The organism is Pseudomonas rhizophila (genome assembly GCF_003033885.1).
Taxonomy (GTDB): Bacteria; Pseudomonadota; Gammaproteobacteria; order Pseudomonadales; family Pseudomonadaceae; genus Aquipseudomonas; species Aquipseudomonas rhizophila.
Genome location: NZ_CP024081.1, coordinates 2,436,957 through 2,462,389, shown reverse-complemented (window position 1 = coordinate 2,462,389; position 25,433 = coordinate 2,436,957). Strand labels below are relative to the sequence as shown.

Annotated in this window: 27 protein-coding genes and 1 tRNA gene; 9 read left to right on the top strand and 19 right to left on the bottom strand. The window is 58.2% G+C overall.

Translation table 11 applies throughout. The annotated features are described in order from the left end of the window. The first annotated feature begins 29 nt into the window (after positions 1-29). Positions 30-767: a GntR family transcriptional regulator gene (locus CRX69_RS11530; RefSeq protein ID WP_107322040.1), complete on the top strand. Its 738-nt coding sequence runs from the start codon at positions 30-32 to the stop codon at positions 765-767. On the opposite strand, the gene dapF is transcribed toward CRX69_RS11530, so the two are convergent. The 3 genes from dapF to CRX69_RS11515 form a co-directional block, all read right to left on the bottom strand. Then, positions 749-1,570, bottom strand: coding sequence for a diaminopimelate epimerase (gene dapF, locus CRX69_RS11525; protein WP_107322039.1), 822 nt, complete (start codon positions 1,568-1,570; stop codon positions 749-751). The two genes, CRX69_RS11530 and dapF, sit on opposite strands and share 19 nt — an antisense overlap. Before the next feature lie 63 nt (positions 1,571-1,633). Continuing rightward, complete coding sequence (locus CRX69_RS11520; protein WP_107322038.1) at positions 1,634-2,197, bottom strand: GNAT family N-acetyltransferase; 564 nt, start codon at positions 2,195-2,197, stop codon at positions 1,634-1,636. Between the two features lie 138 nt (positions 2,198-2,335). Beyond that, a complete protein-coding gene (locus CRX69_RS11515; RefSeq protein WP_107322037.1) occupies positions 2,336-2,791 on the bottom strand; it encodes a GNAT family N-acetyltransferase in 456 nt (151 codons plus the stop codon). A gap of 77 nt (positions 2,792-2,868) precedes the next feature. Between CRX69_RS11515 and CRX69_RS11510 the strand changes: the two genes are divergently transcribed. The 4 genes from CRX69_RS11510 to CRX69_RS11495 all read left to right on the top strand — a co-directional run bounded on the left by CRX69_RS11510 (position 2,869) and on the right by CRX69_RS11495 (position 6,134). Continuing rightward, a complete protein-coding gene (locus tag CRX69_RS11510) occupies positions 2,869-3,969 on the top strand; it encodes an NAD(P)/FAD-dependent oxidoreductase (RefSeq protein WP_107323254.1) in 1,101 nt (366 codons plus the stop codon). Then, complete coding sequence (locus tag CRX69_RS11505) at positions 3,956-4,306, top strand: DUF7079 family protein (protein WP_107322036.1); 351 nt, start codon at positions 3,956-3,958, stop codon at positions 4,304-4,306. Before CRX69_RS11510 ends, CRX69_RS11505 begins: the two co-directional genes overlap by 14 nt. A gap of 104 nt (positions 4,307-4,410) precedes the next feature. Next, positions 4,411-4,887: a GNAT family N-acetyltransferase gene (locus CRX69_RS11500; protein ID WP_107322035.1), complete on the top strand. Its 477-nt coding sequence runs from the start codon at positions 4,411-4,413 to the stop codon at positions 4,885-4,887. Positions 4,888-5,066: 179 nt separating this feature from the next. Then, positions 5,067-6,134, top strand: a complete 1,068-nt coding sequence (locus CRX69_RS11495) for an alpha/beta fold hydrolase (RefSeq protein WP_107322034.1) — start codon at positions 5,067-5,069, stop codon at positions 6,132-6,134. Positions 6,135-6,211: 77 nt separating this feature from the next. Here CRX69_RS11495 and CRX69_RS11490 read toward each other — a convergent pair whose 3' ends face one another. Continuing rightward, positions 6,212-6,712, bottom strand: a complete 501-nt coding sequence (locus CRX69_RS11490) for a nuclear transport factor 2 family protein (RefSeq protein WP_230682628.1) — start codon at positions 6,710-6,712, stop codon at positions 6,212-6,214. Positions 6,713-8,350: 1,638 nt separating this feature from the next. Next, positions 8,351-8,440: transfer RNA gene (locus tag CRX69_RS11485), tRNA-Ser, on the bottom strand. 307 nt (positions 8,441-8,747) lie between these two features. Between CRX69_RS11485 and CRX69_RS11480 the strand changes: the two genes are divergently transcribed. From CRX69_RS11480 to CRX69_RS11470, 3 genes are all read left to right on the top strand, one after another. Continuing rightward, the gene (locus CRX69_RS11480; RefSeq protein WP_107322033.1) at positions 8,748-9,437 is read left to right on the top strand and encodes a crotonase/enoyl-CoA hydratase family protein; all 690 of its coding nucleotides are present in this window, start codon (positions 8,748-8,750) and stop codon (positions 9,435-9,437) included. Positions 9,438-9,651: 214 nt separating this feature from the next. Further along, complete coding sequence (locus tag CRX69_RS11475) at positions 9,652-10,374, top strand: lysophospholipid acyltransferase family protein (RefSeq protein ID WP_076383849.1); 723 nt, start codon at positions 9,652-9,654, stop codon at positions 10,372-10,374. 214 nt (positions 10,375-10,588) lie between these two features. After that, complete coding sequence (locus tag CRX69_RS11470) at positions 10,589-11,560, top strand: magnesium and cobalt transport protein CorA (RefSeq protein WP_047228239.1); 972 nt, start codon at positions 10,589-10,591, stop codon at positions 11,558-11,560. Between the two features lie 99 nt (positions 11,561-11,659). Here CRX69_RS11470 and CRX69_RS11465 read toward each other — a convergent pair whose 3' ends face one another. From CRX69_RS11465 to CRX69_RS11455, 3 genes are all read right to left on the bottom strand, one after another. Continuing rightward, on the bottom strand, positions 11,660-12,394 hold the full coding sequence (locus tag CRX69_RS11465; protein ID WP_047228238.1) for an amidotransferase: 735 nt from the start codon (positions 12,392-12,394) through the stop codon (positions 11,660-11,662). A gap of 90 nt (positions 12,395-12,484) precedes the next feature. Next, complete coding sequence (locus CRX69_RS11460) at positions 12,485-14,629, bottom strand: 3-hydroxyacyl-CoA dehydrogenase NAD-binding domain-containing protein (protein ID WP_107322032.1); 2,145 nt, start codon at positions 14,627-14,629, stop codon at positions 12,485-12,487. A 25-nt stretch (positions 14,630-14,654) separates the two neighbouring features. Beyond that, positions 14,655-15,860 carry an acetyl-CoA C-acetyltransferase gene (locus CRX69_RS11455; RefSeq protein ID WP_107322031.1) on the bottom strand — a complete coding sequence of 402 codons (1,206 nt, stop codon included), beginning with the start codon at positions 15,858-15,860 and terminating at the stop codon, positions 14,655-14,657. 617 nt (positions 15,861-16,477) lie between these two features. On the opposite strand from CRX69_RS11455, the gene CRX69_RS11450 reads away from it, so the two are divergent. Beyond that, positions 16,478-17,290 carry a c-type cytochrome gene (locus CRX69_RS11450; protein WP_107322030.1) on the top strand — a complete coding sequence of 271 codons (813 nt, stop codon included), beginning with the start codon at positions 16,478-16,480 and terminating at the stop codon, positions 17,288-17,290. A 95-nt stretch (positions 17,291-17,385) separates the two neighbouring features. Here the strand turns inward: CRX69_RS11450 and CRX69_RS11445 are convergent, their stop codons facing one another. The 11 genes from CRX69_RS11445 to CRX69_RS11395 all read right to left on the bottom strand — a co-directional run bounded on the left by CRX69_RS11445 (position 17,386) and on the right by CRX69_RS11395 (position 25,320). Next, a complete protein-coding gene (locus CRX69_RS11445) occupies positions 17,386-17,727 on the bottom strand; it encodes a ribonuclease E inhibitor RraB (protein WP_047228234.1) in 342 nt (113 codons plus the stop codon). Between the two features lie 201 nt (positions 17,728-17,928). Then, positions 17,929-18,165 (bottom strand): hypothetical protein, encoded by a 237-nt coding sequence (locus tag CRX69_RS11440; protein WP_047228233.1) that lies wholly within the window; start codon positions 18,163-18,165, stop codon positions 17,929-17,931. A gap of 138 nt (positions 18,166-18,303) precedes the next feature. Continuing rightward, positions 18,304-18,912 (bottom strand): START domain-containing protein, encoded by a 609-nt coding sequence (locus CRX69_RS11435; protein ID WP_047228232.1) that lies wholly within the window; start codon positions 18,910-18,912, stop codon positions 18,304-18,306. Positions 18,913-18,949: 37 nt separating this feature from the next. After that, on the bottom strand, positions 18,950-19,204 hold the full coding sequence (locus CRX69_RS11430) for a YkgJ family cysteine cluster protein (protein WP_107322029.1): 255 nt from the start codon (positions 19,202-19,204) through the stop codon (positions 18,950-18,952). A gap of 138 nt (positions 19,205-19,342) precedes the next feature. After that, positions 19,343-19,819, bottom strand: coding sequence for a translation initiation factor 2 (locus CRX69_RS11425; protein ID WP_107322028.1), 477 nt, complete (start codon positions 19,817-19,819; stop codon positions 19,343-19,345). A gap of 89 nt (positions 19,820-19,908) precedes the next feature. Beyond that, positions 19,909-21,348, bottom strand: a complete 1,440-nt coding sequence (locus tag CRX69_RS11420; protein WP_107322027.1) for an aminotransferase-like domain-containing protein — start codon at positions 21,346-21,348, stop codon at positions 19,909-19,911. A 201-nt stretch (positions 21,349-21,549) separates the two neighbouring features. After that, on the bottom strand, positions 21,550-22,359 hold the full coding sequence (locus CRX69_RS11415; protein ID WP_047228228.1) for an OmpA family protein: 810 nt from the start codon (positions 22,357-22,359) through the stop codon (positions 21,550-21,552). Beyond that, entirely contained in the window at positions 22,356-22,715 is a 360-nt protein-coding gene (locus CRX69_RS11410) for a DUF4398 domain-containing protein (RefSeq protein ID WP_047228227.1), read from the bottom strand. The genes CRX69_RS11415 and CRX69_RS11410 overlap by 4 nt, the downstream gene beginning before the upstream one ends. 9 nt (positions 22,716-22,724) lie before the next feature. Then, entirely contained in the window at positions 22,725-23,549 is an 825-nt protein-coding gene (locus CRX69_RS11405; protein ID WP_076386580.1) for a substrate-binding periplasmic protein, read from the bottom strand. A gap of 90 nt (positions 23,550-23,639) precedes the next feature. After that, on the bottom strand, positions 23,640-24,569 hold the full coding sequence (locus tag CRX69_RS11400; protein WP_107322026.1) for an electron transfer flavoprotein subunit alpha/FixB family protein: 930 nt from the start codon (positions 24,567-24,569) through the stop codon (positions 23,640-23,642). A 1-nt stretch (position 24,570) separates the two neighbouring features. Continuing rightward, a complete protein-coding gene (locus CRX69_RS11395) occupies positions 24,571-25,320 on the bottom strand; it encodes an electron transfer flavoprotein subunit beta/FixA family protein (RefSeq protein WP_007908338.1) in 750 nt (249 codons plus the stop codon). Between the last annotated feature and the right edge of the window lie 113 nt (positions 25,321-25,433).

The following is a 25,433-nucleotide window of genomic DNA, read 5'->3' as shown; positions in this document are numbered from 1 at the left end:
GGCGCATTGCTTGGATTTGGATTGACGGTATGGCCCTTACACACCTTGGACATGACGAGCGACTGCCGCTCTATCAACGACTGCGTGAAGAGATGCTGGCGAAAATCGCCGCAGGCGAATGGCTGCCCGGTGAAGCCATTCCCACCGAGGCAGAACTGACCCGCCACTACGGCGTTGCGGTAGGCACGGTACGCAAAGCGGTGGAAACGCTGGTCGGGGAAGGGTTACTGCTGCGCGTCCAGGGCCGTGGCACGTTCGTGCGCCGACCCAACTTCGACGGTTCACTGTTTCGTTTCTTTCGACAGGTCGATGCCAGCGGTCAATCGCAAGTGCCGCAAAGCCGCATCCTGAGTCGCACCCAGGAGACCCCGGACGCCCACGTGCGCCAGGCGCTGAATCTGACCGAGCACGACGCCACCATCCGCCTGGAGCGCCTGCGCCTCATGAACGGCCGGCCGCTGTTCCACGAGCAGATCTGGCTACCGGCCGCTCAATTCGGCGCCCTGCTCGACACAGACCTGAACGACTTCGGCACCCTGCTCTACCCCTTCTACGAAGAACGCTGCGGCATGCGCGTCGCATCAGCCCGGGAAACCCTCACCGTCACCTCGGCCGATGAGCCACTGGCCGCCACGCTGGGAGTCAGCGCCGGCAGCCCAGTGGTGGTAGTCGAACGGGTGGCCCTGGGCTACGACCGTCAACCCCTGGAATACCGACTGTCGCGCGGCGCAGCCGACACTTTTCGCTATCAGGTGGAGATTTGCTGAAAACTATCGGGGATAGTTCCCGAAAACGTTGCCTCTACCGGTCCGATGAGAAACACCGGTCCCCGGCCATCCCATTGAACCGTCACGCTTCCACCATCACATTCAACCTCAACACAATGATCCAGCAAGCCACGACGAATCCCGTTCACAGCGGCGCCGCAAGAGCAGGAACCTGAGCCCAGTGCGATGCCACCGCCCCGTTCCCATATGCGCAAACGAATGTGCTTTCGATTGATGACCTGAACGAAATGCACGTTGGTCTTGAGCGGGAACAGCGCGCTGGTTTCAATTGCCGGTCCGACTGTCGCGATATCAACGTCGGCCAGATCGTCCACAAAGTAAGTGCAGTGTGGGTTGCCCATGCTGCACGCTATCGGGCTATCCGCCAGTGGCAGAACAGCGCTGTCCAGGTCCCCAGCCAGGGGAATGTCCGACCAGCCGAAAAGCGGCTGCCCCATGTTGACGGAAATTGCACCGGTTGAAATTCGTTCGCACGTGAGCAGACCGCGATGGGTGCGCAGCGTTATCGAAGTCACATTCGATTCGCGCATCAGCCGATCCGCAGCGCCCCGCGTCGCGCTGCCGCAAACGTCCAGCGTGGAACCATCTGCATTCCAGAATATCAGGCGTGCGTCTGCATCCTCACAATCGAGCATCACCGCGAGTTGATTGAAACCGATGCCTCGGTTGCGATCACCCATTCGCCGGGCCAGGGCACTGGTTATGGGGTTGGCTGAGTTTCGCGCGTCCACGACAACAAAATCATCGCCATTGGCGTGCATTTTGTGAAAGTTCAAGGGCATAAATAGATCCTGAGGAATGAAGTGACTCACGTTCAAAGGCGACCTGGCCCATTGGAGTTCTGCTCAACGCGACGCCAGCGCAGCCTTTTTCTCAAGCCAATCTCCACGCGTCATTTCCCAAACTTCCTTTAGCAACGACCCACAGACAAAATCACCCTGCCGAGTTGCAATCATGCGCATGCCTTCGTGTTCCGAAACTTTACGCGAAGCATGATTGCCCACCGCCTTGGGAACTTGCATGACGGGACGCCCCAGGATTTCAAACCAATAGGCGTTGATAACCTCACAGGCCTCGCGCATGTAGCCCTTTCCCTGCCATTGAGGCGCCAGCCAAAAGCCTCGGTTGTTGCCCGGTTGATCGTACAGGCTGATGCTGCCGATGCAATGTGCCGGATCTTCGCAAGTGCGGATCATCCAATGCCACTCGCGCCCGGCCGCAATGGCGGGAAGCGCATGGTCGCGAACGTACGTCAGCGCGCCGTCTTCCGGATAGGGCCATGGCACGCGACTGTCGAGATAACGCACCACTTCCCAATGAGGAAACAGCTGTTGGATAGCCGGTGCATCGGCCAGTTGTAAAGGCGTGAGGATAAGACGGCGGGTCTGAATCGTGGGGATGGTTTCCATAGTGAAGTTCCTTTTCAAATGTTATGGCGTCCCGAAACCATCCTGCCTTAGGGACAAAGCTGAACATGTTGTAGCACTGATCACCGATGTATTGAAAAGCGATGGGCTGTTCCAACCGAGTCAGGGATTGAGCAGGCACTACTTCAACAACAATTTGCGCATGATAATCGTGCGCTCGGCGCCGTGAAGTTCATCACGTACTTTCTGAAATCCCAGCGCTGCGTAAAAGCCCTCTGCCGTGATGGAGGAAGGCACGAGCAAAACGTCCAGATCCCTGTTGAGAGCGGCCGAACAAATGACGGACATTAGTTGCTTGCCAATGCCTTCTCCCTGGCACCGCGGTTCGACAAAAACACTTCTGACGACACCTCCGTCGAGGCTGGCCGTCGCGACGACACATTGATCGACAGACGCCACATAAACCCGACGTTGCTCCATCAATAGCTGAACTGCCTGAACAGAGAAGCTGCGCTCAACCTGGGCGATTACCTCGGGTGGGTAATCGTTGGCGTTGGATTGACGCAGGGCGCTGATCACTACGTTGCTTATCGATTCTGCATCCTCAGGGGTTGCGAGACGAATGTGGGCTTGCATCTTGAGTTCTTGCTCCGAGTGATCAGCGATCAATGCAGCTGTTGTACCATCGTGCGGTCGACAGGGAGGAAGTTGATATGGCCATTGCTGTAGATACACGAGTTGTTGTCATTGGCGCGGGCATCGTGGGCGCATCCCTGGCATATCATCTGGCGGGCAAAGGTGCGAATGTCACCCTGCTCGAAGCTCAAGATATAGCGTCTGGAGTGACTGGAAGCTCATTCGCATGGATCAACACCTCACACAGCGGGCACGACCCAGTCGCGCAATTGCGAGGTGCAGCCATCACGGAGTACCGTCGACTCGAAACGGAGCTGCCGGACCTGAAGGTGCAATGGACTGGCTCTCTGGCCTATGGCACGAGCCCGGATGGAGTGCGGCAAGCCTCAGCGAATCGAGCTTCGGCCACCTTGGTATCCCGTTCGCAAATTCTCGACCTTGAGCCAAATCTCAAAAATCCCCCTCAACAGGCCTTGTATAACGCTGAAGAAGGCGCTTTGGACGCAGTGCAAGCAACCCATGCGTTGATCGCAGGCGCTCAGGCTCATGGAGCGAAAGTTCTGACTCAGACTCGGGTCATTGGCTTTACAACTCAGAAGACAAAGGTAACGGGCGTAGAAACCACACGGGGCATCATCGATGCCGACATAGTTGTACTGGCAGCTGGGACGGGTATCGCGAAGCTGACAGAGACGCTAAAAGTGTCCCTTCCAATAGAGGCATCCCCTGCAATATTCATCCGTTACACATCACAACCCAACCTCGTGCACACCATCATCTCAAGCCCTGAAATGGAAGTCCGACAAAGCGCAAACGGTACGTTAGTCGCAGCAGAAGACTACTTGGACGACGCTCTGGAAAACCAGCCAGGGGAAATGGCGCTTAGGACCGCCAGGGTCATTCAGAACGAATTACACGGGGTTATTTCCATTCGACCAGAGTCGGCCTGTGTCGGACTCAGACCCATTCCTATCGACGGTATCCCGATCATCGGCTATCTACCCGATATCGGCGGCATGTATGTTTGCGCGATGCATCCGGGAGTCACCTTGGCAGCGATAGTGGGTCGTCTTGTCTGCGAGGAGATAATCGATAAGAAGACCTCTTCTGCCCTTGCCCCATGTCGTCCAGACCGCTTTTTCCCAAACCCGCAGAGGACAAAGCATGAAAGCCGCTGACCCCAATCGCCTGAAAATCTGGCAAGCCCTTTCATCACTGTTTCTCGACACCGAGATCGACGCATTGACCTACGACTACATCGCTCGCGTGATCCTTGAAACCAGCTATTCGCCTAAGGTAATCCACAGCATCCTATGGAATGAAGTGTTCCCGGTCCTGGAAGCCAACCTCAGGTCCGTCGCAGGCGAATGGGCGGGATGGACGGATGAGTGGCTGCTGGAGCAGCTCACGATAAATGATCAACTCGAGGTCCGAAAACCCAGCGGCAGTATTGCCGTGGAGATCGCCAGATGCTGGAACCATGTGGCGACCCGGCTTCCACCGGGATATGCCTGATCCCGGTTTTTATCCGGCCCCTCGCGCGCCCAGGATGCCGCACTCGGCAGGCAACAATCTCACACTGATCAACGTCTTTCGGCAAAATGATAGAGCACGAAATAATGCCCCTCACACCCCATTCGCTTGTCACCTTGGTCCCCGCTCAAAACAGCGATCTGGACGATCTGGTAGCCGTCAGAATCGAAGCCATGCGCGAAAGTCTTGAGCGTGTCGGGCGATTTGATCCCGTGCGCGCACGCGAGCGATTTCTAGGCGGTTTTGAACCAGACTGCACACGCCACATCGTGGTAACAGGACAGAGGGTGGGGTTCGTAGTCATCAAACGTCACGACAATGAACTCTTGCTTGACCACTTGTACGTGCGCCCTGACGCGCAGGGATCAGGAATAGGCTCTGCTGTTCTCAGCCAAATATTCAAAGAGGCGGATGCCGCTGCGCTGCCATTACGAGTGGGCGCTCTCAAAGAAAGCGCGTCGAATCGCTTTTACATCCGCCACGGTTTCCAACTCGTCGAAAGCGGCGAGTTCGACAATTATTATCTGCGACAGAACGATCCTGCAGCCGGCCAAAATCGTTAGCCGCCGGCAATCTTGCTGCGATGTATCCTCGTGTATCCCGAGGATACATCGCTACATAACCTTGCACTTTTACCTCCCATTCGACACAGCCCGGATACGTTGCCCCGTTCAAATGCACCCAAGGTTTCAAGGGCATCAACCAGAGCCCCTGACCCATGGCTCGCAATGGAGGCATCACCATGAAAACGGCACTGCAGCACAGCAAAACCGGTAAAACCCATCGCCGCCTGCTCGGCTCATCCATCCTCGCTCTCAGTCTGTTCGGCGCGCTCGGGGTAGCCCACGGGCAATCCACCAGCGCCGCGCAGCCAACCGCGAACAAGTCCGGCGTCACGCATACAACGCCCTCCCCATTCGGTGCGCTGAAGCATATCAAGGCCGGTCTGCTGGACGTGGCGTACGCCGAAACCGGCCCCGCCGATGGGCCGGTGGTGATTCTGTTGCACGGCTGGCCGTACGACATTCATAGCTATGACGAAGTCGCGCCCTTGCTGGCAGCGAAGGGATACCGCGTGCTGATGCCGTATGCCCGGGGCTACGGCGATACGCATTTCCTGTCCGAAAAAACGCTTCGCAACGGTCAACCAGCCGCGCTGGCCAGTGACGTGATCGACTTCATGGATGCGCTGAAAATCAAGCAAGCCGTGCTCGGTGGCTACGATTGGGGCGCACGTTCGGCGGACATCGTCGCGGCCCTGTGGCCGGAGCGCGTCAAGGCGCTGGTCGCGGTCAGCGGCTATCTGATCGGCAACCAGGCCGCCGGTCAGAACCCGCTGCCACCCAAGGCCGAGTTGCAGTGGTGGTATCAGTTTTATTTCGCCACCGACCGTGGCCGCGCCGGGTACGAGAAAAATACCCACGACTTCGCCAAGTTGATCTGGCAACTGGCGTCGCCCAAATGGGCATTCGATGACGCCACCTTCGACCGCAGCGCCAAGGCGCTGGAAAACCCCGACCACGTCGAGATCACCGTATTCAACTACCGTTGGCGTCTCGGTTTGGTCCAGGGCGAGACCCGATACGACGCCCTGGAACAGAAACTGGCGACGGCGCCTCCCATCAGCGTGCCGACCATCACCCTTGAAGGCGATGCCAACGGCGCGCCGCACCCAGCTCCCGAGGATTACGCCAAGCGCTTCACCGGCAAATACGAATTCCGGTTGATCAACGGCGGCATCGGCCACAACTTGCCGCAGGAAGATCCGCAAGCGTTTGCCAAGGCTGTGATTGATTCGGATCATCTTTGATAGCCAGCCCCTTGCCTTGATAACACCGGCATAAAAAAACGGCTCGTTTATTCAACGAGCCGTCTTTTTGCGGGCTATTACCGAACAGGATCAACCCGACGCATAAGGTCATTCAACACGTAGGTGTCCAGAAAGGCTGTTACCTCTGTGATCTGGCCATCCTTGAGTGTCATGTGCCACAGGTAAGTGTTGTTGTAGGGCTTGCGGTCAAGGGCCATGGCCTCTCCCTTCCAGAGAACCACTACGACATCGCCCTCAGCCACAATGCTTTGCACGGTAGGGGAAATGGGCGTTGCCAGCCGAGCGGTGATCGGTCGTACGGCTCGTTCGATTAAATCCGTCTTGCTGTTATACACACCAGAAACCGGGCTTGATCCAGATACGGTCCACGTTGCGTCGGGCGCCAGCAGATCGAAAACCGTGCCTTGGCCTTGTTGCCAGTTGGTAAATGCTTGGCGCACCAGGTCGGTATTGATGTTTTGGTCAGCGGCTTGCGACGCTGAAACCGTGTTCGTTGAAAGCACCAAACACAGCGCGACAGCCTGAAGGCGCACAGCCAAACTCATCCATGGGGTCATGATCTTTCTCTCACAACAATACGTTGATAGGAACCTCTTCAAGAGGAACCTTAACGGCATGGGCTCGGAAGCTTTTGCTCGATACTGCTGTGAGATTGCCCGATGCTGTTTGGTGGAACGGCGTGGGCACCTGAGCCTGGCTCCTATGCGGGGTTGCCGCCAGCACGCGGGGAGTCGCCCGCCGGTCCCATATCGCCTTTTTCCAGACGCCAAAAACCACAAACCCCCGACTTTCTCTAGGAAAATCAGGGGTTTGTGTTTTCAGAATGTGGCGGTGAAGGAGAGATTCGAAACTACCCGTTTGCGGTTTTCTGAGCATCCCCCCCGGTTTATAAGGGCTGCAGAGGAGCCAGATTTTGGATCTCAGTCCCATGCCAGTCCCATGGGTTTGCGCACCAGGTTGTAGAACAGGGTCGCGAAGTCCATTTCGACGTTTCATGTTGACCCATGGGAAAAAGGTAATTTTGGTAATGGAGCATGAGCCGACCTCTGGAAGCCTTGAAAATCGTGGCTTTCAGCGAATTCCGCAGAGGTAATAATTTGGTAAGTATGAGGTTAGGAAATTACCTTTCTTATTAGTAATCCCTGATAGCCCTCAAACCCAGTAAAATCGGGCACTTCAGAAATTATTACCCTAACAATTACCAAAAATTACCTCTTGAGGTAATGCCTGAGAGCCAAGCCCAGCAACGGCTCTAGCTATTTTTCATCCCTCCGTTACCAAAATTACCTTTTCCCCAGCCCACGTTTGAAAAATGGCCGAGCGCCCTCCCTTTTATGGCAATTCTCTACCCCTCTTAACCGGCGCTGAAACCTGCCAATTTCTTGGTAACGCTGTGCAATGGTGCAGAACACCGGAAAGCCTTACTGGCTGGGCCTTTCAGCTAGATTGGGGTTAGGCTGGATGATGACTAAAATTCCGGTGGTGCCAACAGTTCCAAAAACGAAAACTGCGTCTATTGGCGGTTTTCACCTCTGCAGACCGCGTGGGCCGGCCATCCCGTTGCCCTGATCAATTCGCGCGCCCGACACAACGCTGTGCAAACCCACTGCACTTTTTTTCAAAACCTTGCACTTCGTGCAATCAAGGCAACAACCACAGGGCCCACAGCCGGCCTAGGCGGAGCTATTGTTTGCCCCCCTTCCCGCCTTTGCACAAAAAAGCGACACAAAGCCCGTTGGCGGGAGGGGGATAAGTGCTTTTTTGACCAATTTTTATGACAAAGGCTTTGCTAGCGCTAAACCGCCCATCCAGAAATGAGTGGCGTTCATACCTAAGGTTGCGCCTCGATCATTGCAGATTACGTACGCATTTCCTTAATCAGCACTTCTACCGCTTGGGCGCCACCGACCTCGCCAAGACCCTGTAGAACGGCCACATACCCTGCGGAGCTTTTTCCACAGCGGCTCAGTTCTTCCACCAATGCGTCTATTCCTTCCTGCACTGCCATATAGTTAATCCCTTGCGTTGTGATGGCTTATTGTAATCACAGCGGACTTCAAGGTGGGCATCCCGTTCGCAAACGAGGAAACCGCTCATCTGTCCCAAATCTGTCCCATATCGTTTTTTTCCAGACACCAAAAACCACAAACCCCCGACTTTCTCTAGGAAAATCAGGGGTTTGTGTTTTCAGAATGTGGCGGTGAAGGAGAGATTCGAACTCTCGATACAGTTTCCTGTATACACACTTTCCAGGCGTGCTCCTTAAGCCACTCGGACACTTCACCGTGTCTCGGCAAACTGTTCAGTCTGTCGAGGCGCGCTAATGTAGTCGAAAGCTTTTCCGATGGCAAAGGTTTTTTTCAGAATTTTCATGCGGTTAAGGTGATCGGACATTTCAAACGCGTCCGAGCATGGCAAACCGGCCAATCTTCGGGTTTGTGTGTGCAGTGTTCCATGGAGCAAGGCGCGGGCGATGGGGCGGTCAGGCGGTTTGTCGGGGCTGGGGGCTGACCGGTGAGTCAGTCACAGCGCTTTACCTGGCCTGCGGCGGTGGGTAACGTCTGCGTCACTTCTCTTACAAGGAATAGCGCCATGAGCGACCTGATTGCCTACCATCTCGAAGACGGTATCGCGACCCTGACCTTGAACAACGGCAAGGTCAATGCCATCTCGCCGGATGTGATTGCCGCGTTCAACACTGCGCTGGATCAGGCTGTGACGGATCGGGCGGTGGTGATCATTACCGGGCAACCCGGGATTCTGTCCGGTGGTTATGATTTGAAGGTGATGACCGCCGGTCCCAAGGAAGCGGTGAGTCTGGTCACGGCCGGCTCGACCCTGGCCCGTCGCCTGTTGTCGCACCCCTTCCCCGTCGTTGTCGCGTGCCCAGGGCATGCGGTGGCCAAGGGAGCGTTCCTGCTTCTGTCGGCGGATTATCGCATCGGTGTCGATGGGCCGTTCAGCATTGGCCTGAACGAAGTGCAGATCGGCATGACCATGCACCACGCCGGTATCGAGCTGGCCCGCGATCGCTTGCGCAAGTCTGCGTTTCATCGCTCGGTGATCAATGGCGAGATGTTCAACCCGCAGAGCGCGGTGGACGCCGGCTTCCTCGACAAGGTGGTGTCGACCGATGAGCTGCAGGGTGCGGTGCTGGAGGCCGCGCGTCAGTTGAAGAAAATCAACATGACCGCCCACAAGAACACCAAGCTGAAAGTGCGCAAGGCCCTGCTGGAGACGCTGGACAGTGCAATTCTGCTGGATCAGGAGCACATGGGTTAACTTGCCTCAGCGCAAAACGAAAAGCCCGACCGCTGTGTCGGGCTTTTTCTTACATGCTCCGTTTAAAAACCGACAACCGCTCTAGCCTGCTTCTGACACGTTAATCGGAAACATGCGCTCAAACATCGCCCATCTCCTACCTCTATAGCGGCAATTGCCGAAAACAGTGCACATCCGTACACTGCGCCACCTTTTGTCCCGACGGGGCCTGTAGATGCTGTTTTTATTGCGTATGTTGTTGATGGGTGTGCATTTTGTGCTGGCGGGTGTGCTCGGGGTGATCCTGGGGTTGTGTCGGCCGTTCAATCCAGACAACAGCCGTTTATGCGCCAGATTGTATGCGTGGCCCGCCATGTGCATTTTGCGTCTGCGGGTGAAGGCCGAGGTCGACACGCTGGTAAACAAGTCCCAGAGCTGCGTGATCATTGCCAACCACCAGTCCAACTATGACCTGTTCGTGTTCGGTAACGTGGTGCCCTACCGCACCGTGTGCATCGGTAAGAAGAGCCTGAAGTGGGTGCCGTTGTTCGGGCAATTGTTCTGGCTGGCGGGCAATGTGCTGATTGACCGGGGTAACGCGATCAAGGCGCGCCAGTCGATGTTGACCACCACTCACACGTTGCAGCACGAGGACACATCGATCTGGGTATTCCCGGAAGGCACGCGCAATCTTGGCGAGGATCTGCTGCCCTTCAAGAAAGGCGCGTTCCAGATGGCGATCGCCGCCGGGGTGCCGATTGTTCCGGTGTGCGTCAGCAGCTACATCAAGCACATGCGCCTCAATCGCTGGCGAGGCGGCGACATTCTCATACGCTCGCTACCGGCCATTCCCACGGCGGGGTTGAGCCTGGATGACATGCCCCAGCTCATCGCCCAGTGCCGTGAGCAAATGCGCGAGTGCATCGCGGTGATGGACCGGCAGGTGCAGGCTGTTTAACGAGCCTGTTAAACAATAGCCAGCCGGGCACATAACCCTGTGGCGAGGGGGTTTATCCCCTCACCACAAAAACCCGCACGATTCTGATTCCACCTGTAGGGCATTTGACTCTACCGGCGAACTCGGTGGATTTTGCTGACTCTCAAGCAGCAGGGCACACTAAGCTACAGATTGCCTGCCACTGCCATTTTCCAAGAAGAAGTGAACCACCATCATGGGTAGAGTCGTTGCTGCTGCGGTTTACAGCGCCGGTAAGAAAGTCACCAACATCACCCTCGACGAAGGCAGCGCCTGGGCAGCCAAACCGGGCCACTTTGTATGGATCGGCCTGGAAGAGCCCAGTGCCCAGGAACTGACCAACCTGCAACGTCAATTCAACCTGCATGAATTGGCGATTGAAGACGCGATGGAGAAGCACAGTCGCCCCAAGTTGGAGACCTTTGGCGATGCACTGTTTATCGTCACGTATTCGCCGGTGCGCAAGGACGGCAAGCTACAGTTCATCGAGACTCATATCTTCGCCGGCAACGGCTACATCATCACCGCCCGCAATGGCCACTCGGCGTCCTACGCCCACGTGCGACAACGCTGTGAGGCGCGGCCTATTCTGCTGGAGCACGGGGAAGACTTCGTTCTCTATGCCATCCTGGATTTCGTCATTGAAAATTACCAGCCGGTGGGTGAAGCCATTCACGCCGAGATCGATGAACTGGAGCGCAACGTACTGTGCAGCTCCCTGAACGAGCGGGATATTCAGAACTTGCACAGCTTGCGCCGTGACGTATTACGCCTGCGCCGTTATGCAGCACCGATGGTGGAAATCAGCGAAGAACTGCAAAGACTGGACTTTCCCTTCATCGACAAAAACATGAGCCCGTACTTCCGCGATGTGCAGATTCATGTCACGCGGCAGATGGAAGACCTGGCGACTTTGGCGGACATCGCCAGCCAGACCATTGAAGTCGGCGTGCTGCTCGAAGCGTCGCGCCAGAGCGTAGTGCAGCGCAAGTTCGCGGCGTGGGCGGCGATCCTGGCGTTCCCCACGGCGGTAGCCGGAATCTATGGGATGAACTTCGAGAACATGCCGGAGTTGACCTGGCACTACGGGTACTTTCTGGTGCTGGGGTTTATCGCGGTGGGCTGTACCGCGTTGTGGGGGAGCTTCAAGCGCTCGGGGTGGTTGTAAGCGCGCTTGTAGGCGGTTGAGGCTGGCGTGACATTCATCGCGAGCAGGCTCGCTCCCACACTTGATTACCTGTCTATCAAGTGTGGGGGCGATGGTGTTTTAGTCTTGGGCCGCTGCGGTTTCAGGCTTGTGCGCGACGAAACGCATCATCCACTCAGCCACTGTAGTGCCGTGATGCGCCTGTTCAAGACTGGCCATGCCTTGGCGGTAGATCTGCTCGCCAAGGTGTTGCTGGCGGATCTCCAGCAGCGCCCGGGAGTAATCGTGGATGAATTCCGGGTGGCCCTGGAAGCACAGCACCTGATCGTTGATGTGGTAGGCGGCGAACGGGCAAAAATCGCTGGACGCGATCACCGTGGCGTTTTCCGGCAGCTCGGTGACCTGGTCCTGGTGACTGATCAGCAGGGTCAGCTCTTCCATCACCGGGCTCATCCATGGCGCCTTGGCCGCGAGCTTGTAGCGGTGGGTGCCCACGCCCCAGCCTTGAGTGGCGCGCTCGGCCTTGCCGCCCAGCAACAGCGCCAGCAGTTGATGACCGAAGCACACGCCCAGCAACTTGTCGCCTCGCTGGTAGCGATCCAGCAAGAAGGTCTTGAGGGTTTGAATCCAGGGGTCGGTGCCGAAGGAGTCGGCTTTGCTGCCGGTTACCAGGTAAGCGTCGAACGACTCATCATCGTTGGGGTATTGCCCCTGCATCACGTTGTACACAATGAACTCAGCCGCGACGGGCTGTTGTGAAAACAGGCGCTGGAACATCTGCCCGTAACCCTGATATTGGTCGATCAGTTCCGGACGCAGGGTATCGGTTTCCAAAATGCAGATGCGCAGCGACATAAAAAATACCTGACACGATGATGGGAATATTGCACACCCCCTGAGCGTGCCTTGAAATACCGTCCCAAGGCAAGCCCCTTCCCCTGTCAGTCAGAACAGTTCTTGCCTGGCGGCTTTCTCCAGCAACAAGGCCGGTGGTGAAAATCGCTCGCCATACTGCTCGGCCAGATACTGAGCGCGGGCGACAAAATCCCGCAGGCCGTACTGGTTGATGAACTGCAACGCACCGCCGGTCCAGGCGGCGAAACCGATACCGAATATCGAGCCGACGTTGGCGTCCGCCGTGGAGGTGAGCACGCCCTCCTCTACGCAGCGCACGGTTTCCAGAGCCTGGATGAACAGCAGGCGATCGCGGATATCCTGAGGCGAAATCTGCCCGTCGGCTTTCTCGAAACGATGCTTGAGCTCCGGCCACAGGTGTTTCTGCCCGTTGGCCGGATACTCGTAGAAACCGGCCCCGGCGGCTTTGCCTGGCCGCTTGTATTCGTTGAGCAGCAGGTCAATCACGGCGAACGCCGGGTGCTCGATCGGCGTTTGCCCTTCCGCTTGCAGGTCTTTGGCGGTTTGCGCGCGGATATGGCTCATCAGGCTGAGGGAAACTTCGTCAGAGATCGCCAGAGGCCCCACCGGCATCCCGGCCTTGCGCGCCTCGGTCTCGATCATCGGCGCACTCACGCCCTCACCCAGCATGGCGATGCCTTCGTTGGTAAAGGTGCCGAATACCCGAGAGGTGAAGAAACCACGACTGTCGTTGACCACGATCGGCGTCTTGTTGATTTGCAGAACGAAATCGAAACCTCGTGCCAGGGTCTCGCCGCTGGTACGGGCGCCCCTGATGATTTCCACCAGAGGCATTTTCTCCACCGGGCTGAAGAAATGCAGGCCGATGAACTTCGTCTGATCCGGTACAGCCGTCGCCAGACCGGTGATGGGCAGGGTCGAGGTGTTGGAGGCGAGCACCGCGTCCGCCCCAACAACCGCTTGGGCAGCGGCTGTGACGCTGGCTTTCAGGGCGCGATCCTCAAACACCGCCTCAATGACCAGATCGCAACCGGCCAGGTCCGCGTCGCTGTCAGTGGTTTGAATCCGCGCCAGCGTGGCTTCGCACTGCTCGACGGTGAGCTGCCCGCGGGCGACCTTCTTATCCAGCAGCGCCGCCGTACGGGCCTTGCCTTTCTCGGCGGCGGCAAGGCTGACGTCCTTGAGCACCACCGCAATCCCGGCCATGGCGCTGACGTAGGCGATACCAGCCCCCATCATGCCAGCGCCGAGCACCCCGACTTTTTGAGTCAGATAAGGTGCAAAGCCCTGCGGGCGCGAACCGCCGGCCTTGATTTCGTTGAGCTGGAACCAGAAAGTGCCGATCAGGTTCTTGGCCACCTGGCCAGTGGTCAGCTCAGTGAAGTAGCGGGTTTCGATCACGTGGGCGGTGTCGAAATCCACCTGGGCACCTTCCACTGCCGCGCAGAGAATTTTCTCCGGCGCGGGCAGGCAACCCTGGGTTTTGTTGCGCAGGATGGAAGGTGCTATCGCCAGCATTTGCGCGACTTTCGGGTGAGACGGCGTGCCACCCGGGATCTGATAGCCTTTCGCATCCCAAGGTTGGACCACGCTGGGGTTGGCGAGAATCCAGGCCCTGGACTTGCTCAGCAGGTCCTCGCGATCCACCGCCAGCTCATCGATCAGACCGGCCTGCAGTGCCTGTTGCGGGCGCACCTTCTTGCCCTCGAGCAAATACGGCAAGGCTTTCTCCAAGCCAAGCAACCGCACCATCCGCACCACCCCGCCGCCACCTGGCAACAGGCCCAGGGTGACTTCCGGCAAGCCAATCTGCACCGACGGGTGATCCAGCGCCACACGATGATGGCAAGCCAGGCAGATTTCCCAGCCGCCGCCCAGGGCCGCGCCATTGATGGCCGCCACCACCGGTTTTCCCAGGGTTTCCAGGGCACGCAGTTGCGCCTTGAGGCCGAGCACCATTTCATAGAATGCCTTGGCTTGGGGTTTACCGACCTTGACCAGTTCGTTGAGGTCACCGCCAGCGAAGAAGGTCTTCTTGGCCGAGGTAATGATCACCCCGGCAATCGAGTCTTTTTCGGCGGTCAACCGAGCGACGCAGGCAGCCATGGCCTCGCGGTACGTCGCATTCATGGTGTTGGCGCTCTGGCCTGGCATGTCCAGGGTCAGGACGACGATCCGGTCCTGGCCGGTTTCGTAACGGATGGCATCGCTCATGAAAAGTATTCCTTGAAATCGGGGCTCAGAGACGTTCAATAACGGTGGCAATGCCCATGCCGCCGCCGACACACAGCGTCGCCAGGCCATAGCGCAGGTGACGCGCCTCTAACTCATCGAGCAAGGTGCCGAGAATTGCGCAGCCTGTAGCCCCCAAGGGATGCCCCATGGCGATGGAGCCGCCGTTGACGTTGACCTTGGCGGGGTCGATGGCCATGTCCTTGATGAACTTGAGCACCACTGAGGCGAACGCTTCGTTGACTTCGAACAGGTCGATGTCCTCCACCCGCAGCCCAGCCTTGACCAGAGCCTTGCGGGTAGCCGGCGCCGGGCCGGTGAGCATGATGGTCGGATCGGTGCTGGTGACAGCCGTGGCGACGATCCGCGCCCGCGGTTGCAGCCCCAGCGCCTGCCCCTTGGCTTCGGAACCGATCAGCATCAGCGCCGCCCCATCGACGATGCCGGAACTGTTGCCCGGCGTGTGGACATGATTGATCCGTTCCACATGGCTGTAGACCCGCAGCGCCGTAGCGTCGAAGCCCATCTGGCCCATGGCTTCGAAACTCGGCTTGAGCTTGCCCAGGCCCTCCAGAGTCGAGTCCGCACGGATGAATTCGTCGTGATCCAGCAGCACGATGCCATTCTGGTCCCGCACCGCCACCAGGGATTTGTTGAACGAACCGTCGGCCCGGGCCCGGGCGGCCTTTTGCTGGGAGTGCAGCGCGAAAGCATCGACGTCCTCGCGGCTGAAGCCCTCCAGGGTTGCGATCAGGTCAGCACCGATGCCCTGAGGTGTGAAGTGGCCCTGCAGGTTGGATTGAGGATCCAGCGCCCAAGCGCCGCCGTCGCTGCCCATGGGCACGCGAGACATGGATTCGACACCTCCGGCCACCACCAGATCCTCGAACCCGGAGCGCACTTTCATCGCCGCCAGGTTCACCGCTTCCAGGCCCGAGGCGCAGAACCGGTTGAGCTGCACGCCTGCCACGCTGACATCCCAATCGGCGATCAGCGCGGCGGTCTTGGCGATGTCGGCGCCCTGATCACCTATCGGCGTCACGCAACCGAGCACGATATCGTCAACCTGACTGGTGTCCAGGCCCATGCGCTGCTGCAGGGCAGTGAGCAGGCCGCCCACCAGGTTCACCGGCTTGACGCTGTGCAAAGCGCCATCGGCCTTGCCCTTGCCACGGGGGGTGCGTAATGCGTCAAAAATCAAAGCTTCGGTCATGACATCCTCAAACCACTGGGACAATGCAATGGCTCCAACCATAAGCCCAGCGGCCCGAGATTCAATGACCGCAGTGCTCAACGACGTTGACGGCCACGCTCAGACGAACGGTAGCATGCTATCGGGTTAACCGATTCAGGTGAGCAAAGTGTCTAGCAAAAGGGCCTTCACGAAGGTGGCACTAGGCCTCATATCACTTTAAGAGCGGACGGCAGCAAACTAATACGAATTGGATCTAAGCCAAGGCGGCTGCGGCCCCTAATGTAATCCTTGTACAAGATAGTCGTCGGGTTTTGCCGAGGCGCTTGTCAGACAGGAAGTGCAACGCCAGCCGTCAGGAGATATGCAGGCTGGCCTCAGGAAATAACAAAAAAGGCGGGTCAGCCATGTTCAAACATTCGAAAGTTCGCCAAGCCGGACTCATTCTCTTCGCCACGACGCTGCTGTTGATTGTGCCGAATATCACCAAGGTGATCGGCTGAATCCGGCGCGCGGGTGCCTGTACCATCGGCAAGCGGTAGCGCTTGTATCATCAAAAAATGTGACGAGTTCGTTGTTCGAGTCGCGGTGGCTGTGCCAACCTTTGCGGCACTCCCTCGACATGGAAGACGACCCTCGTGAAAGTTCTCATTGTGTTCGGCGCGCTGCTGCTCAGCACGCCCTTGTTTGCCGCGCAGCTGGTGCTGGAGCTGGGCACGACTGCCCGCACCTGGCAGACCGAAGAACTGCTCCAGCATCCTGACGCTCGAACGATCCAGATCGCTGAAGACGTTTCCTACAAAAAACCGATGAATTATCGCGCCGTGCCGCTGACAGCGCTGTTGACTGGCGTCGAGCCCGACGACCATCTCCAGGCCGTGGCGCTGGAAGGATTTGCCGCCGAATTGCCCGCAGCACCGTTACTCAACACAAACGGCGCGCGAGCCTGGCTGGCGATCGAAGACCCGGCCCACCCCTGGCCCCCACTGGGTGAAGGCAAGGGCAGCGCCGGGCCCTTCTATCTGGTCTGGACCAACCCCCAGGCAGGTCACATCAGCCCCGAACAATGGCCGTACGCGGTGGCGACCATCAAGCGCCTGTCAGCGGTAGCCGAGCGCTTCCCTGCCCTGCTGCCAGCACCCACGGTGACCCAGGATGACCCGGTCTATAAGGGCTTTGAACTGTTCCAGAAAAACTGCCTGGCTTGCCATCGGCTCAACGGCGCAGGCGACGCGCAGTTTGGCCCGGACCTGAACATCCCCTTCAATCCTACCGAGTACTTTTCCGGGGATTTCCTCAAGCGCTATATCCGCGACCCACAAAGCCTGCGTCGCTGGCCCCAAGGGAAGATGCCGGCGTTCTCGGCCACCGTGCTGCCGGATGCGGAGCTGGATCTGCTGGTGGGGTATCTCAAGCACATGGCGGGGCGTAAACAGCCGTTGGCCCCATGAAGTCGGTTTTGTGCCTGAGGTGACCCGGTGGGAGCACACCTATGAAAACGGCCGACACATGGGTCAGCCGTTGCTCGGGTTGCGTGAATGAACGGTCAGGCGTGCAGGCGCCGTATTTCCTGTTTGACGCCCCACCCCTCGATGATGCCACCCAAAGGTTCCACTACCGCCTCGAAGTTTTGTTCGAAGTCTCCAATGTCATCGTAGGTGGCGTACATCACCCGGCTCAACTCCAATGACCAGGCGCCGTCATCCCGTGCGCTGATCTGTGCATTCAATGACTCACCCCGAAATTGACCTGCCGCCCTGCGCGCCCGCTCCTCATCCGGGAAAATGGCGTAGAACTCGATGGGATGGAATTGTGAGAAATCGAAACCGCCTTCTTTCATGCGGCGAAGCACACTGGTGCTGATGTCTTCTTGATAGGCTGTGCTCATGAAACGTCCTCCTCAAACCGATGGATAGACTTTCCGTCTTCCCGTGCGGGCAACCCTTGGGTTGCAGCGATACGGCATCAAATTACCGTCGGGACACAAGCATGTAGCTGACAAGACCGGACCTAAGCGATCCTTTCGCTGATCTCAATTGCAGAGTAGCTGCAAGTAGTGGTCACTGCCAAGCGGGGCCAGGCAGTGACTTCATGAAATCGGTGTAATGCTGATGATTTCGATACTGTGCTGGGATTTGAGATTCTTGACCGTAGGGTCTGCGGTGCGGCCCTCCAGGTCATTGAGATCAAGCTTGGCGGGTACGGGGAGCAGCTTTTGGCGAATCAACTGCGCAGCCTGCTCCATCGTGGGCTCCTGTTCATAGTCGAACCGCTCGGCGATGGCTTCGCCGTGATCATCAACGAAAGTGATTTCCCACTTTTGCATCGGTGTCTCCTCGATCAATTCAGGGCCTGGCTTACCTCTATCTCGACATTCAGGGCTGAACAATCGTTCCGCTCAGTCGTTGGACGGCTGCCATAAAAAAAACCGCCTCACGGGCGGTTTTTCATGCAGCGTCGGCGATTATTTCTCGGCACGTGCTTTCAAGGCTTTCAACGTATTGAACGGCGCATCCACCACGAACTTGTTGGCCAGCCAGGAAGGAACATCGCCACCTGGTTCGGTGTGGACCTGATAGATCACTTCGACCTGACCGGCGTCCTTGGGCGTGAATTTCCAGAAGCCTTCAACTTGAGTGACCCGCACAAAACCCTTTTTTTCAGGCCGGTAGGTTGGCACGCCCTTGAGGTTGCGGGTCAGGCTGCCATCGGCACCTTTGACGGTGGTCACTTGCAACACCGAGTCCCGCGGGGTAACCGGCCAGGGCGTGTTGAACTGGGTGTAGGTCCAGCTCTGGTCCCCTTCATGCTTGAGCAGCTCCTGGCTCTTGCATTCGTGAATCCAGGCACAGGCAGCCGAAACGTCTTCCTGAAGCGCTTGCAGCTTGGCCATGGTGGTTTTCATGACGGTCACGCCTTGGTAGGCCTTGTACTTGGAACCGGCCACTTCACTGAGGGAAACCTTGATGCCATCCTCTTCCTTGGCGACTTTCCAGTCTTCTGCCTGGGCGGTAGCCGTTGCCAGCAGCACGGTCAAACCACACAACACAGCCATACGATGCAGCGAACCCATAGTTTTTTCCTTGTTATCGAAGTTCCGAACTGGCCCATTACGCTGCCGTGATTTGCTCCCACCAACCGATCAGCCGGATGGCGTCTTCAGAGCTGTTGCCGCAGACCTCGATGTCGGCCTCGAACGCCGAGCACACCCTCGGCCGCTCCGGCTGGCCGAAGATCTGGCACAGGTTATCGACTGACAGCTGCACACAACGTTCGCCCGCCGGCTTGCCGTGGGGCATGCCAGGAATCGGCGAACTGATGGAAGGGGCGATGCAGCAGGCGCCACAGCCTTCGCGGCATTTCATGACGACAACATCCTCACGACAAGTAATGATTGGTAACAGAACACAGAGTAACGGCTAAAACACTCGTTTTAAATTACCGTCCGTGTGTTTTTTCTTGTACGCCAGGATGACCCTACAGTCAGCGGCGAGATGGGAGGATTACTGCTTGAATTCGAAATCCAACGCCGCGCCTTCGACTTCATTGCGCTCCTGATTGCGCAACGGCAATTGCATTTCATTGCTCAGCAAACGGCCATTGAGTTGGAACGGGCCCGGTTTTTCCCCAAACATGGAGGGCAACAAAGGCTCACGCTTGGGTAACGGCACCGCCCCCGGAGGCTGCAGATCCTCGACCATGTCTTGAGGCAGGCTCAAATCCAGCTTGGCCGGCGGTAACCGGGTTTTGGCGACCTCGCGGGCAGATTGACTCTTGGAGGCGACAGGGGCCCGTTTTTTCTTCGCTACCGCAGCTTTTTTAGCCGGCGCTTTTTTAACAACTGCCGGTTTTTTCTTCGAGGCGCTTTTAGTGGCACTGGCGGCCGGTTTCTCCTGCGCCGACGCAGCCACGACACCTTCCGAAGGGAAGGCAGTCAACAGGCCGATCAAAACCCAGGCGGCAGGAGCAATGGCTTTCATAGACACTACGGCACTTACGGCAGAGATCCCCATGCTCGCCTGTTACTCAGCCGCTGACAAGCACATCAGGCAGGAGCCGCCAGTTTCTATCAAAAACCGCTGGTGGTCTCCTGGCACAGTTGGGTGGCCAGCAAGCCGAGCGTCATCAAGGCCCGTTCAGCTTCGCGGTTCCAAGGCGTACCGCAATTGAGGCGGATGCAATGGTTGAACTGTTCGGTGTTACTGAAAATCAGCCCTGGTGCAATGCTGATACCTTGCTGCAACGCCCGTACATGCAACTCCTGGGTGTTGACCCGCCCCGGCAGACTGACCCACAGAATGAAGCCTCCATTAGGCCGGCTCATTTGCGTACCTTCGGGAAAGTATTGCTGCACTGCCAACTGAAAGGCACTGAGGTTTTTGCGGTACTCCTGGCGGATATAACGCAAGTGCCGATCATAGCCGCCATTTTCCAGGTACGCCGCGATGCCCATCTGCGTGACGCTGCATGCCGAGTGCGTGCTGAAGGTCTGGAGCCGTTGGATTTCCTGCTGGAATTTACCGGCAATCATCCAACCAATGCGCACGCCCGGTGACAACGTCTTGGAAAAACTCGAACAGTAAATGACTCGGTCCAACCGGTCATAGGCCTTGAGCGCCTTGGTGCGTCCTTGCTCGAACATCAACTCGCCATAAATATCGTCTTCAACGATCTGGATGTCGAAATCCGAGGCCAGGCGCAACAGTTGCTTTTGCCGCTCCTCGGGCATCGTCCCACCGAGGGGATTGCTCAAGCGCGTGGTCAGCACCAGCGCCTTGATCGACCACTGATTGGCCGCCAGTTGCAGGGCTTCCAGGCTCATGCCGGTGACCGGGTCGCTGGGGATCTCGATGACCTTGAGGCCCAGCAGATCCGCCAGTTGCAGCAAGCCGTAGTAGGTCGGCGACTCGGCGGCGATCAGGTCTCCTGGCCGGGTCAGCACCCGCAAGGACATTTGCAGCGCATCCACGCAACCGTGAGTGATCACCACCTCGGAGGGATCCACCACGACCCCGGCATCGCGCATGCGAATCGCCACTTGGCGGCGCAAGGGTTCGAAGCCCGGGCTGAACATGTAGCTGAACGCCCGCGGGCTGTGGAAGCGCGTGACCTTGGCCAGTTGCTGGTGCAGCGCTCGTACAGGCAGGTAGTCGACGCTCGGCACCGCCGCGCCCAGGGGAAATACCCCTTCGCGGCGCGACTCAACCAACACTTGCTGGATGATGCTGCTGCGCGTAACCAGCCCCGGACGCTCGACCCGCGCGATGTCCGGCGTCGGCGCCGTCAGGGCCGGGGTTTGATGCACGTAGTAACCGGACTGCGGCCGCGCACGGATCAGCCCCTGATCTTCAAGGTTGGCGTAGGCCTGCAGCACCGTCGCATGGCTGACGTTGAGCTGCGAGCTCATCTTGCGCACCGAAGGCACACGTTCGCCGGGCTGATACACACCGCGCCGGATGTCTTCAGCCAGTTGTTGGGCAATACGTTGATAGAGCAAGAGGTTGGTCATGACGCAGCACTCGATTTCACGGGCATTTTATTTTTGTGAGAGATAGTACCGGAACAGTTTAGAAGTGTACTGGGACAGTTGCCAGATTACCCGACCCTAGAGGGCAGTGACAGCCCCCAACTGTACTCATGAATCACTGATTCGCAGGCCCAAAAAAACCCGGCGCCTCTGAAGGGGCCGGGTTTTCCAGCAACGCAGCCCTTAGCGGGCGGCGCCGAGCTGGCCTTTCTCGTCGGAGAACACAATTTCAACCCGACGGTTCTGTGCCCGACCACGCTCGGAAGCGTTGACGTCGACCGGGAACTCATCACCGTAGCCTTCGACCTGAATGCGCTTTTCGTCGATCCCCAGGTCCACCAGCACGTCCGCCACCGCCTGGGCCCGGCTATGGGACAGCTTGAGGTTTTCCTGCTTGCCGCCGGTGCTGTCGGTGTAACCTTCGATGCGCACCACACGCTTGGGGTTGAGCTGCAAGAATTGCACGATCTTGAGCACCACCCGGTTTGCCGAGTTCTTCAACTGCGCCTGGCCGGTGTCGAACAGCACGTCACCGAGCGTCATCACCAGGCCGCGATCGGTCTGGGTGGTCGCCATCGCCATGATCTGCTCTTCAAGCCACTTGCCCTGTTGCTGGACACTCAGCAACTTGGACTCGCGCAGGGCCAATTGCAGGCGCTGGCGCTCCAGTTCGAGCTTCGCCGCGCGCTCTTCATTGAGCACCTGATTGCTGTGCTCACGGGCAATCTCACTGTAACGCTGGCTCAGGTAGGCGTAATGCAGCACATCTTCGCTGCTGCCCCAGTAGCTGGACAAGCGATCGGCCCGGGCCAGGGATTCACCGGCGCGGATGACATCCTTGGGCGCGGCTCGCAATACGTTGGAGTCTTCCTTGACCTTCTGGAAGTCGGCACCTGCCTTTTCCAGCGCCACTTCGCTGCGCTGACCCGCGCAACCGTACAAGCTGGCCAGGCCCGCGAGAATCAGGCCGCCAAATACTTGGGACTGCTTCATTGGGCATCATCTCTCAACTGTTTGCGCAAGCGCTCGATGCGGGTGTTAAGCACGTTCAGGTGTTCCTCGCCCTTGAGGGTCAGCACCTTCGCTTCGGCCAGGCGTGCATCCAGTTCGGCTTGCTCAGCGCGCATGCGGGCCTTCTTGAACGACTCGTCGGCCATGTTGGACTGGGCGCGGGCGAACTTTTCTTCGGCGAGTTTCAACTCGGGCACTTCTTCGGATGTGGCGCCCACGGCGCGGGCTTGCTCCAGCGCCTGTTCAGTCAGGCGAATCTGTTCATTCGGCGCCGGATCGGCTGCGCAACCCGCCAGAGCCAGTACGGCCAGGGCAGCGAAAAGAGGTCGAATAGTCACTAATGTTCCCTACTGTTTTGGGGCACCAACAGGTGGCTGCAACTGTGTTTTCCAACGCTCGATATTGCGCTGCAACACAGCCTCCGTCAGGCCGGACGCGGCCAATTCTGTCATCTTTTGCGCCAGCTGTCCGCGCAACCATGGGTCATTGCAGGCGGAGTTATGGGAAACCGCGAGGAACAGCCCCGGGGTATCCACTGGTTGCGGCGCGGCCTGCAGGTCATTGGCCATGCCCAATGTCTGGGCCATCGCCAGGCCCGAGTAACGCCCTGCCAGGACATACTCCACCTCCCCCAGCAGCAGTTTCTGAAAGGCTTCAGTCAGGTTGGGGGTACGGGTCAGGGACAATTGCTGCTCGGCAAATACGCCAAATGCCTGGGTCATTCGCGCCTTTTGCGACAATGCCCCGGGATGACCATGAAGGTCCTCGGGCTGAGCGATCACCAATGTCGAATCCTTGCGGGTCCACACCAGGTAATCGTTATTCAGCAAGGGCGGATGAACATAGTCCAGGGTTTCAAGCTCGCTGATGGTCAGCGCGGCGTCGACGAGCAGGTCCATGCGTCCGCTGCGCACTTCGTCCAGGGCCTGAGCACGCTTGCCGGCATAGAGCAATTCGATCTTGATCCCCAGCTCCGTCGCCACTTGCGCCAGCAGGTCGGCGCTGGCACCGATCAGGTGTTTGGGATCCTGGGGGTCTTGCCACAGGTAGGGCGGCGCATCCGGGCTACCGGTGGCGATCAGACGTTCACACTTGCCGGCGGCGACAGACAGACCTGGCACGACGGCCAGCGCCCACAGCAACGACACGCCAGCCAAACGGCGAAGATCCATGGCGATATGCTCCCCTTGCAGTGACAACAACGTGCAGATAATAAAAAACCCGGCCAAAGGGCCGGGCTCTTTATAAGTGAAGACGCCGGATTAGACCAGCTTCTCCAGCTCAGGGATGGCTTCGAACAAGTCCGCTACCAGGCCATAGTCAGCCACCTGGAAGATCGGCGCTTCTTCGTCCTTGTTGATCGCGACGATCACCTTGGAGTCTTTCATGCCGGCCAGATGCTGGATCGCGCCGGAGATACCGACGGCGATGTACAGCTGTGGCGCAACGATCTTGCCGGTCTGGCCGACCTGCATGTCGTTAGGTACAAAACCTGCGTCGACCGCGGCGCGGGAAGCACCGACGGCAGCACCCAGCTTGTCGGCCAGGGCGTACAGGTGTTTGAAGTTGTCGCCGTTCTGCATGCCGCGACCGCCGGAAACGACGATCTTGGCAGCGGTCAGTTCCGGACGATCGGACTTGGCCAGTTCTTCGTTGACGAAGCTGGAGATACCGGCGTCGTGAGCAGCAGCCACCGCTTCAACAGCAGCGGAGCCACCTTCGGCGGCAACCGGGTCGAAACCGGTAGCACGTACGGTGATGACCTTGACCGCAGCATTGGACTGCACGGTAGCAATGGCGTTACCGGCATAGATCGGGCGCTTGAAGGTGTCGGCACTTTCCACCGAGATGATCTCGGAGATCTGGTCGACGTCCAGCGCAGCGGCAACGCGCGGCAGGATGTTTTTGCCGTTGGACGTGGCGGCAGCCAGGATGTGGCTGTAGCCCTTGCCCAGCTCGGCCACCAGCGGTGCAACGTTTTCCGGCAACTGGTGCGCATAGGCAGCGTTGTCGGCCGACAACACTTTTGCCACACCCGCGATTTTCGCAGCGGCTTCAGCCACGGCGCCAACGCCTTGACCGGCCACCAGAACGTGGACATCACCACCGATTTTCGCAGCGGCAGCAACGGTGTTCAGCGTGGCCGGAGCCAACGCCTTGTTATCGTGTTCGGCGATTACCAAGATAGTCATGTCAGATTACCTTCGCTTCGTTTTTCAGTTTCTCGACCAGTTCAGCCACCGACTTGACCTTGATGCCCGCGCTGCGTGCAGCCGGCGCTTCGACTTTGAGGGTCTTGTTGGTGGAGGCGGTGGAAACGCCCAAAGCGTCCGGAGTCAGCACTTCAAGCGGCTTCTTCTTGGCTTTCATGATGTTTGGCAGGGACGCATAACGCGGCTCGTTCAAACGCAGGTCGGTGGTGACGATGGCCGGCAGTTTCAGGGAAACAGTCTGCGCGCCGCCGTCGATTTCGCGAGTCACGGCAACGCTGTCGCCGGACACTTCAACTTTGGACGCGAACGTGCCCTGACCGTAGCCGCTCAATGCCGCGAGCATCTGGCCAGTCTGGTTGTTGTCGCTGTCGATGGCCTGCTTGCCGAGGATCACCAGCTGTGGCTGTTCCTTGTCGACAACGGCCTTGAGCAGCTTGGCCACGGCCAGGGAAGTCAGGTCTTCGGCGGATTCGACGAGGATGGCGCGATCAGCACCCAGCGCCAGCGCGGTACGCAGTTGCTCCTGGGCAGTGGTCGGGCCGATGGAGACGACGACGATCTCAGTCGCCACGCCTTTTTCTTTCAGGCGTACGGCTTCTTCTACGGCGATTTCGCAGAAAGGGTTCATCGACATCTTGACGTTGGCGAGGTCGACGCCGGAGTTGTCCGCCTTGACGCGAACCTTGACGTTATAGTCGACCACTCGTTTGACAGCTACAAGAACCTTCATGGATTCCTCGTTACTCTCCGGTGAAAAGAAAGTCGCCTAGGCGAACCTGGCGGTTGATGCTCATGGGCGCAAGGGCACCTCTAAAAACGCCGGCATGAACCACACATGACCTT

Bases quoted from the DNA above. Each gene is read 5' to 3' on its own strand.
- CRX69_RS11530 (WP_107322040.1), top strand. From the start codon at position 30: ATGGCCCTTACACACCTTGGACATGACGAGCGACTGCCGCTCTATCAA.
- dapF (WP_107322039.1), bottom strand. From the start codon at position 1,570: ATGCCCTTGAACTTTCACAAAATGCACGCCAATGGCGATGATTTTGTT.
- CRX69_RS11520 (WP_107322038.1), bottom strand. From the start codon at position 2,197: ATGGAAACCATCCCCACGATTCAGACCCGCCGTCTTATCCTCACGCCT.
- CRX69_RS11515 (WP_107322037.1), bottom strand. From the start codon at position 2,791: ATGCAAGCCCACATTCGTCTCGCAACCCCTGAGGATGCAGAATCGATA.
- CRX69_RS11510 (WP_107323254.1), top strand. From the start codon at position 2,869: ATGGCCATTGCTGTAGATACACGAGTTGTTGTCATTGGCGCGGGCATC.
- CRX69_RS11505 (WP_107322036.1), top strand. From the start codon at position 3,956: ATGAAAGCCGCTGACCCCAATCGCCTGAAAATCTGGCAAGCCCTTTCA.
- CRX69_RS11500 (WP_107322035.1), top strand. From the start codon at position 4,411: ATGCCCCTCACACCCCATTCGCTTGTCACCTTGGTCCCCGCTCAAAAC.
- CRX69_RS11495 (WP_107322034.1), top strand. From the start codon at position 5,067: ATGAAAACGGCACTGCAGCACAGCAAAACCGGTAAAACCCATCGCCGC.
- CRX69_RS11490 (WP_230682628.1), bottom strand. From the start codon at position 6,712: ATGACCCCATGGATGAGTTTGGCTGTGCGCCTTCAGGCTGTCGCGCTG.
- CRX69_RS11480 (WP_107322033.1), top strand. From the start codon at position 8,748: ATGAGCGACCTGATTGCCTACCATCTCGAAGACGGTATCGCGACCCTG.
- CRX69_RS11475 (WP_076383849.1), top strand. From the start codon at position 9,652: ATGCTGTTTTTATTGCGTATGTTGTTGATGGGTGTGCATTTTGTGCTG.
- CRX69_RS11470 (WP_047228239.1), top strand. From the start codon at position 10,589: ATGGGTAGAGTCGTTGCTGCTGCGGTTTACAGCGCCGGTAAGAAAGTC.
- CRX69_RS11465 (WP_047228238.1), bottom strand. From the start codon at position 12,394: ATGTCGCTGCGCATCTGCATTTTGGAAACCGATACCCTGCGTCCGGAA.
- CRX69_RS11460 (WP_107322032.1), bottom strand. From the start codon at position 14,629: ATGAGCGATGCCATCCGTTACGAAACCGGCCAGGACCGGATCGTCGTC.
- CRX69_RS11455 (WP_107322031.1), bottom strand. From the start codon at position 15,860: ATGACCGAAGCTTTGATTTTTGACGCATTACGCACCCCCCGTGGCAAG.
- CRX69_RS11445 (WP_047228234.1), bottom strand. From the start codon at position 17,727: ATGAGCACAGCCTATCAAGAAGACATCAGCACCAGTGTGCTTCGCCGC.
- CRX69_RS11440 (WP_047228233.1), bottom strand. From the start codon at position 18,165: ATGCAAAAGTGGGAAATCACTTTCGTTGATGATCACGGCGAAGCCATC.
- CRX69_RS11435 (WP_047228232.1), bottom strand. From the start codon at position 18,912: ATGGGTTCGCTGCATCGTATGGCTGTGTTGTGTGGTTTGACCGTGCTG.
- CRX69_RS11430 (WP_107322029.1), bottom strand. From the start codon at position 19,204: ATGAAATGCCGCGAAGGCTGTGGCGCCTGCTGCATCGCCCCTTCCATC.
- CRX69_RS11425 (WP_107322028.1), bottom strand. From the start codon at position 19,819: ATGAAAGCCATTGCTCCTGCCGCCTGGGTTTTGATCGGCCTGTTGACT.
- CRX69_RS11420 (WP_107322027.1), bottom strand. From the start codon at position 21,348: ATGACCAACCTCTTGCTCTATCAACGTATTGCCCAACAACTGGCTGAA.
- CRX69_RS11415 (WP_047228228.1), bottom strand. From the start codon at position 22,359: ATGAAGCAGTCCCAAGTATTTGGCGGCCTGATTCTCGCGGGCCTGGCC.
- CRX69_RS11405 (WP_076386580.1), bottom strand. From the start codon at position 23,549: ATGGATCTTCGCCGTTTGGCTGGCGTGTCGTTGCTGTGGGCGCTGGCC.
- CRX69_RS11400 (WP_107322026.1), bottom strand. From the start codon at position 24,569: ATGACTATCTTGGTAATCGCCGAACACGATAACAAGGCGTTGGCTCCG.
- CRX69_RS11395 (WP_007908338.1), bottom strand. From the start codon at position 25,320: ATGAAGGTTCTTGTAGCTGTCAAACGAGTGGTCGACTATAACGTCAAG.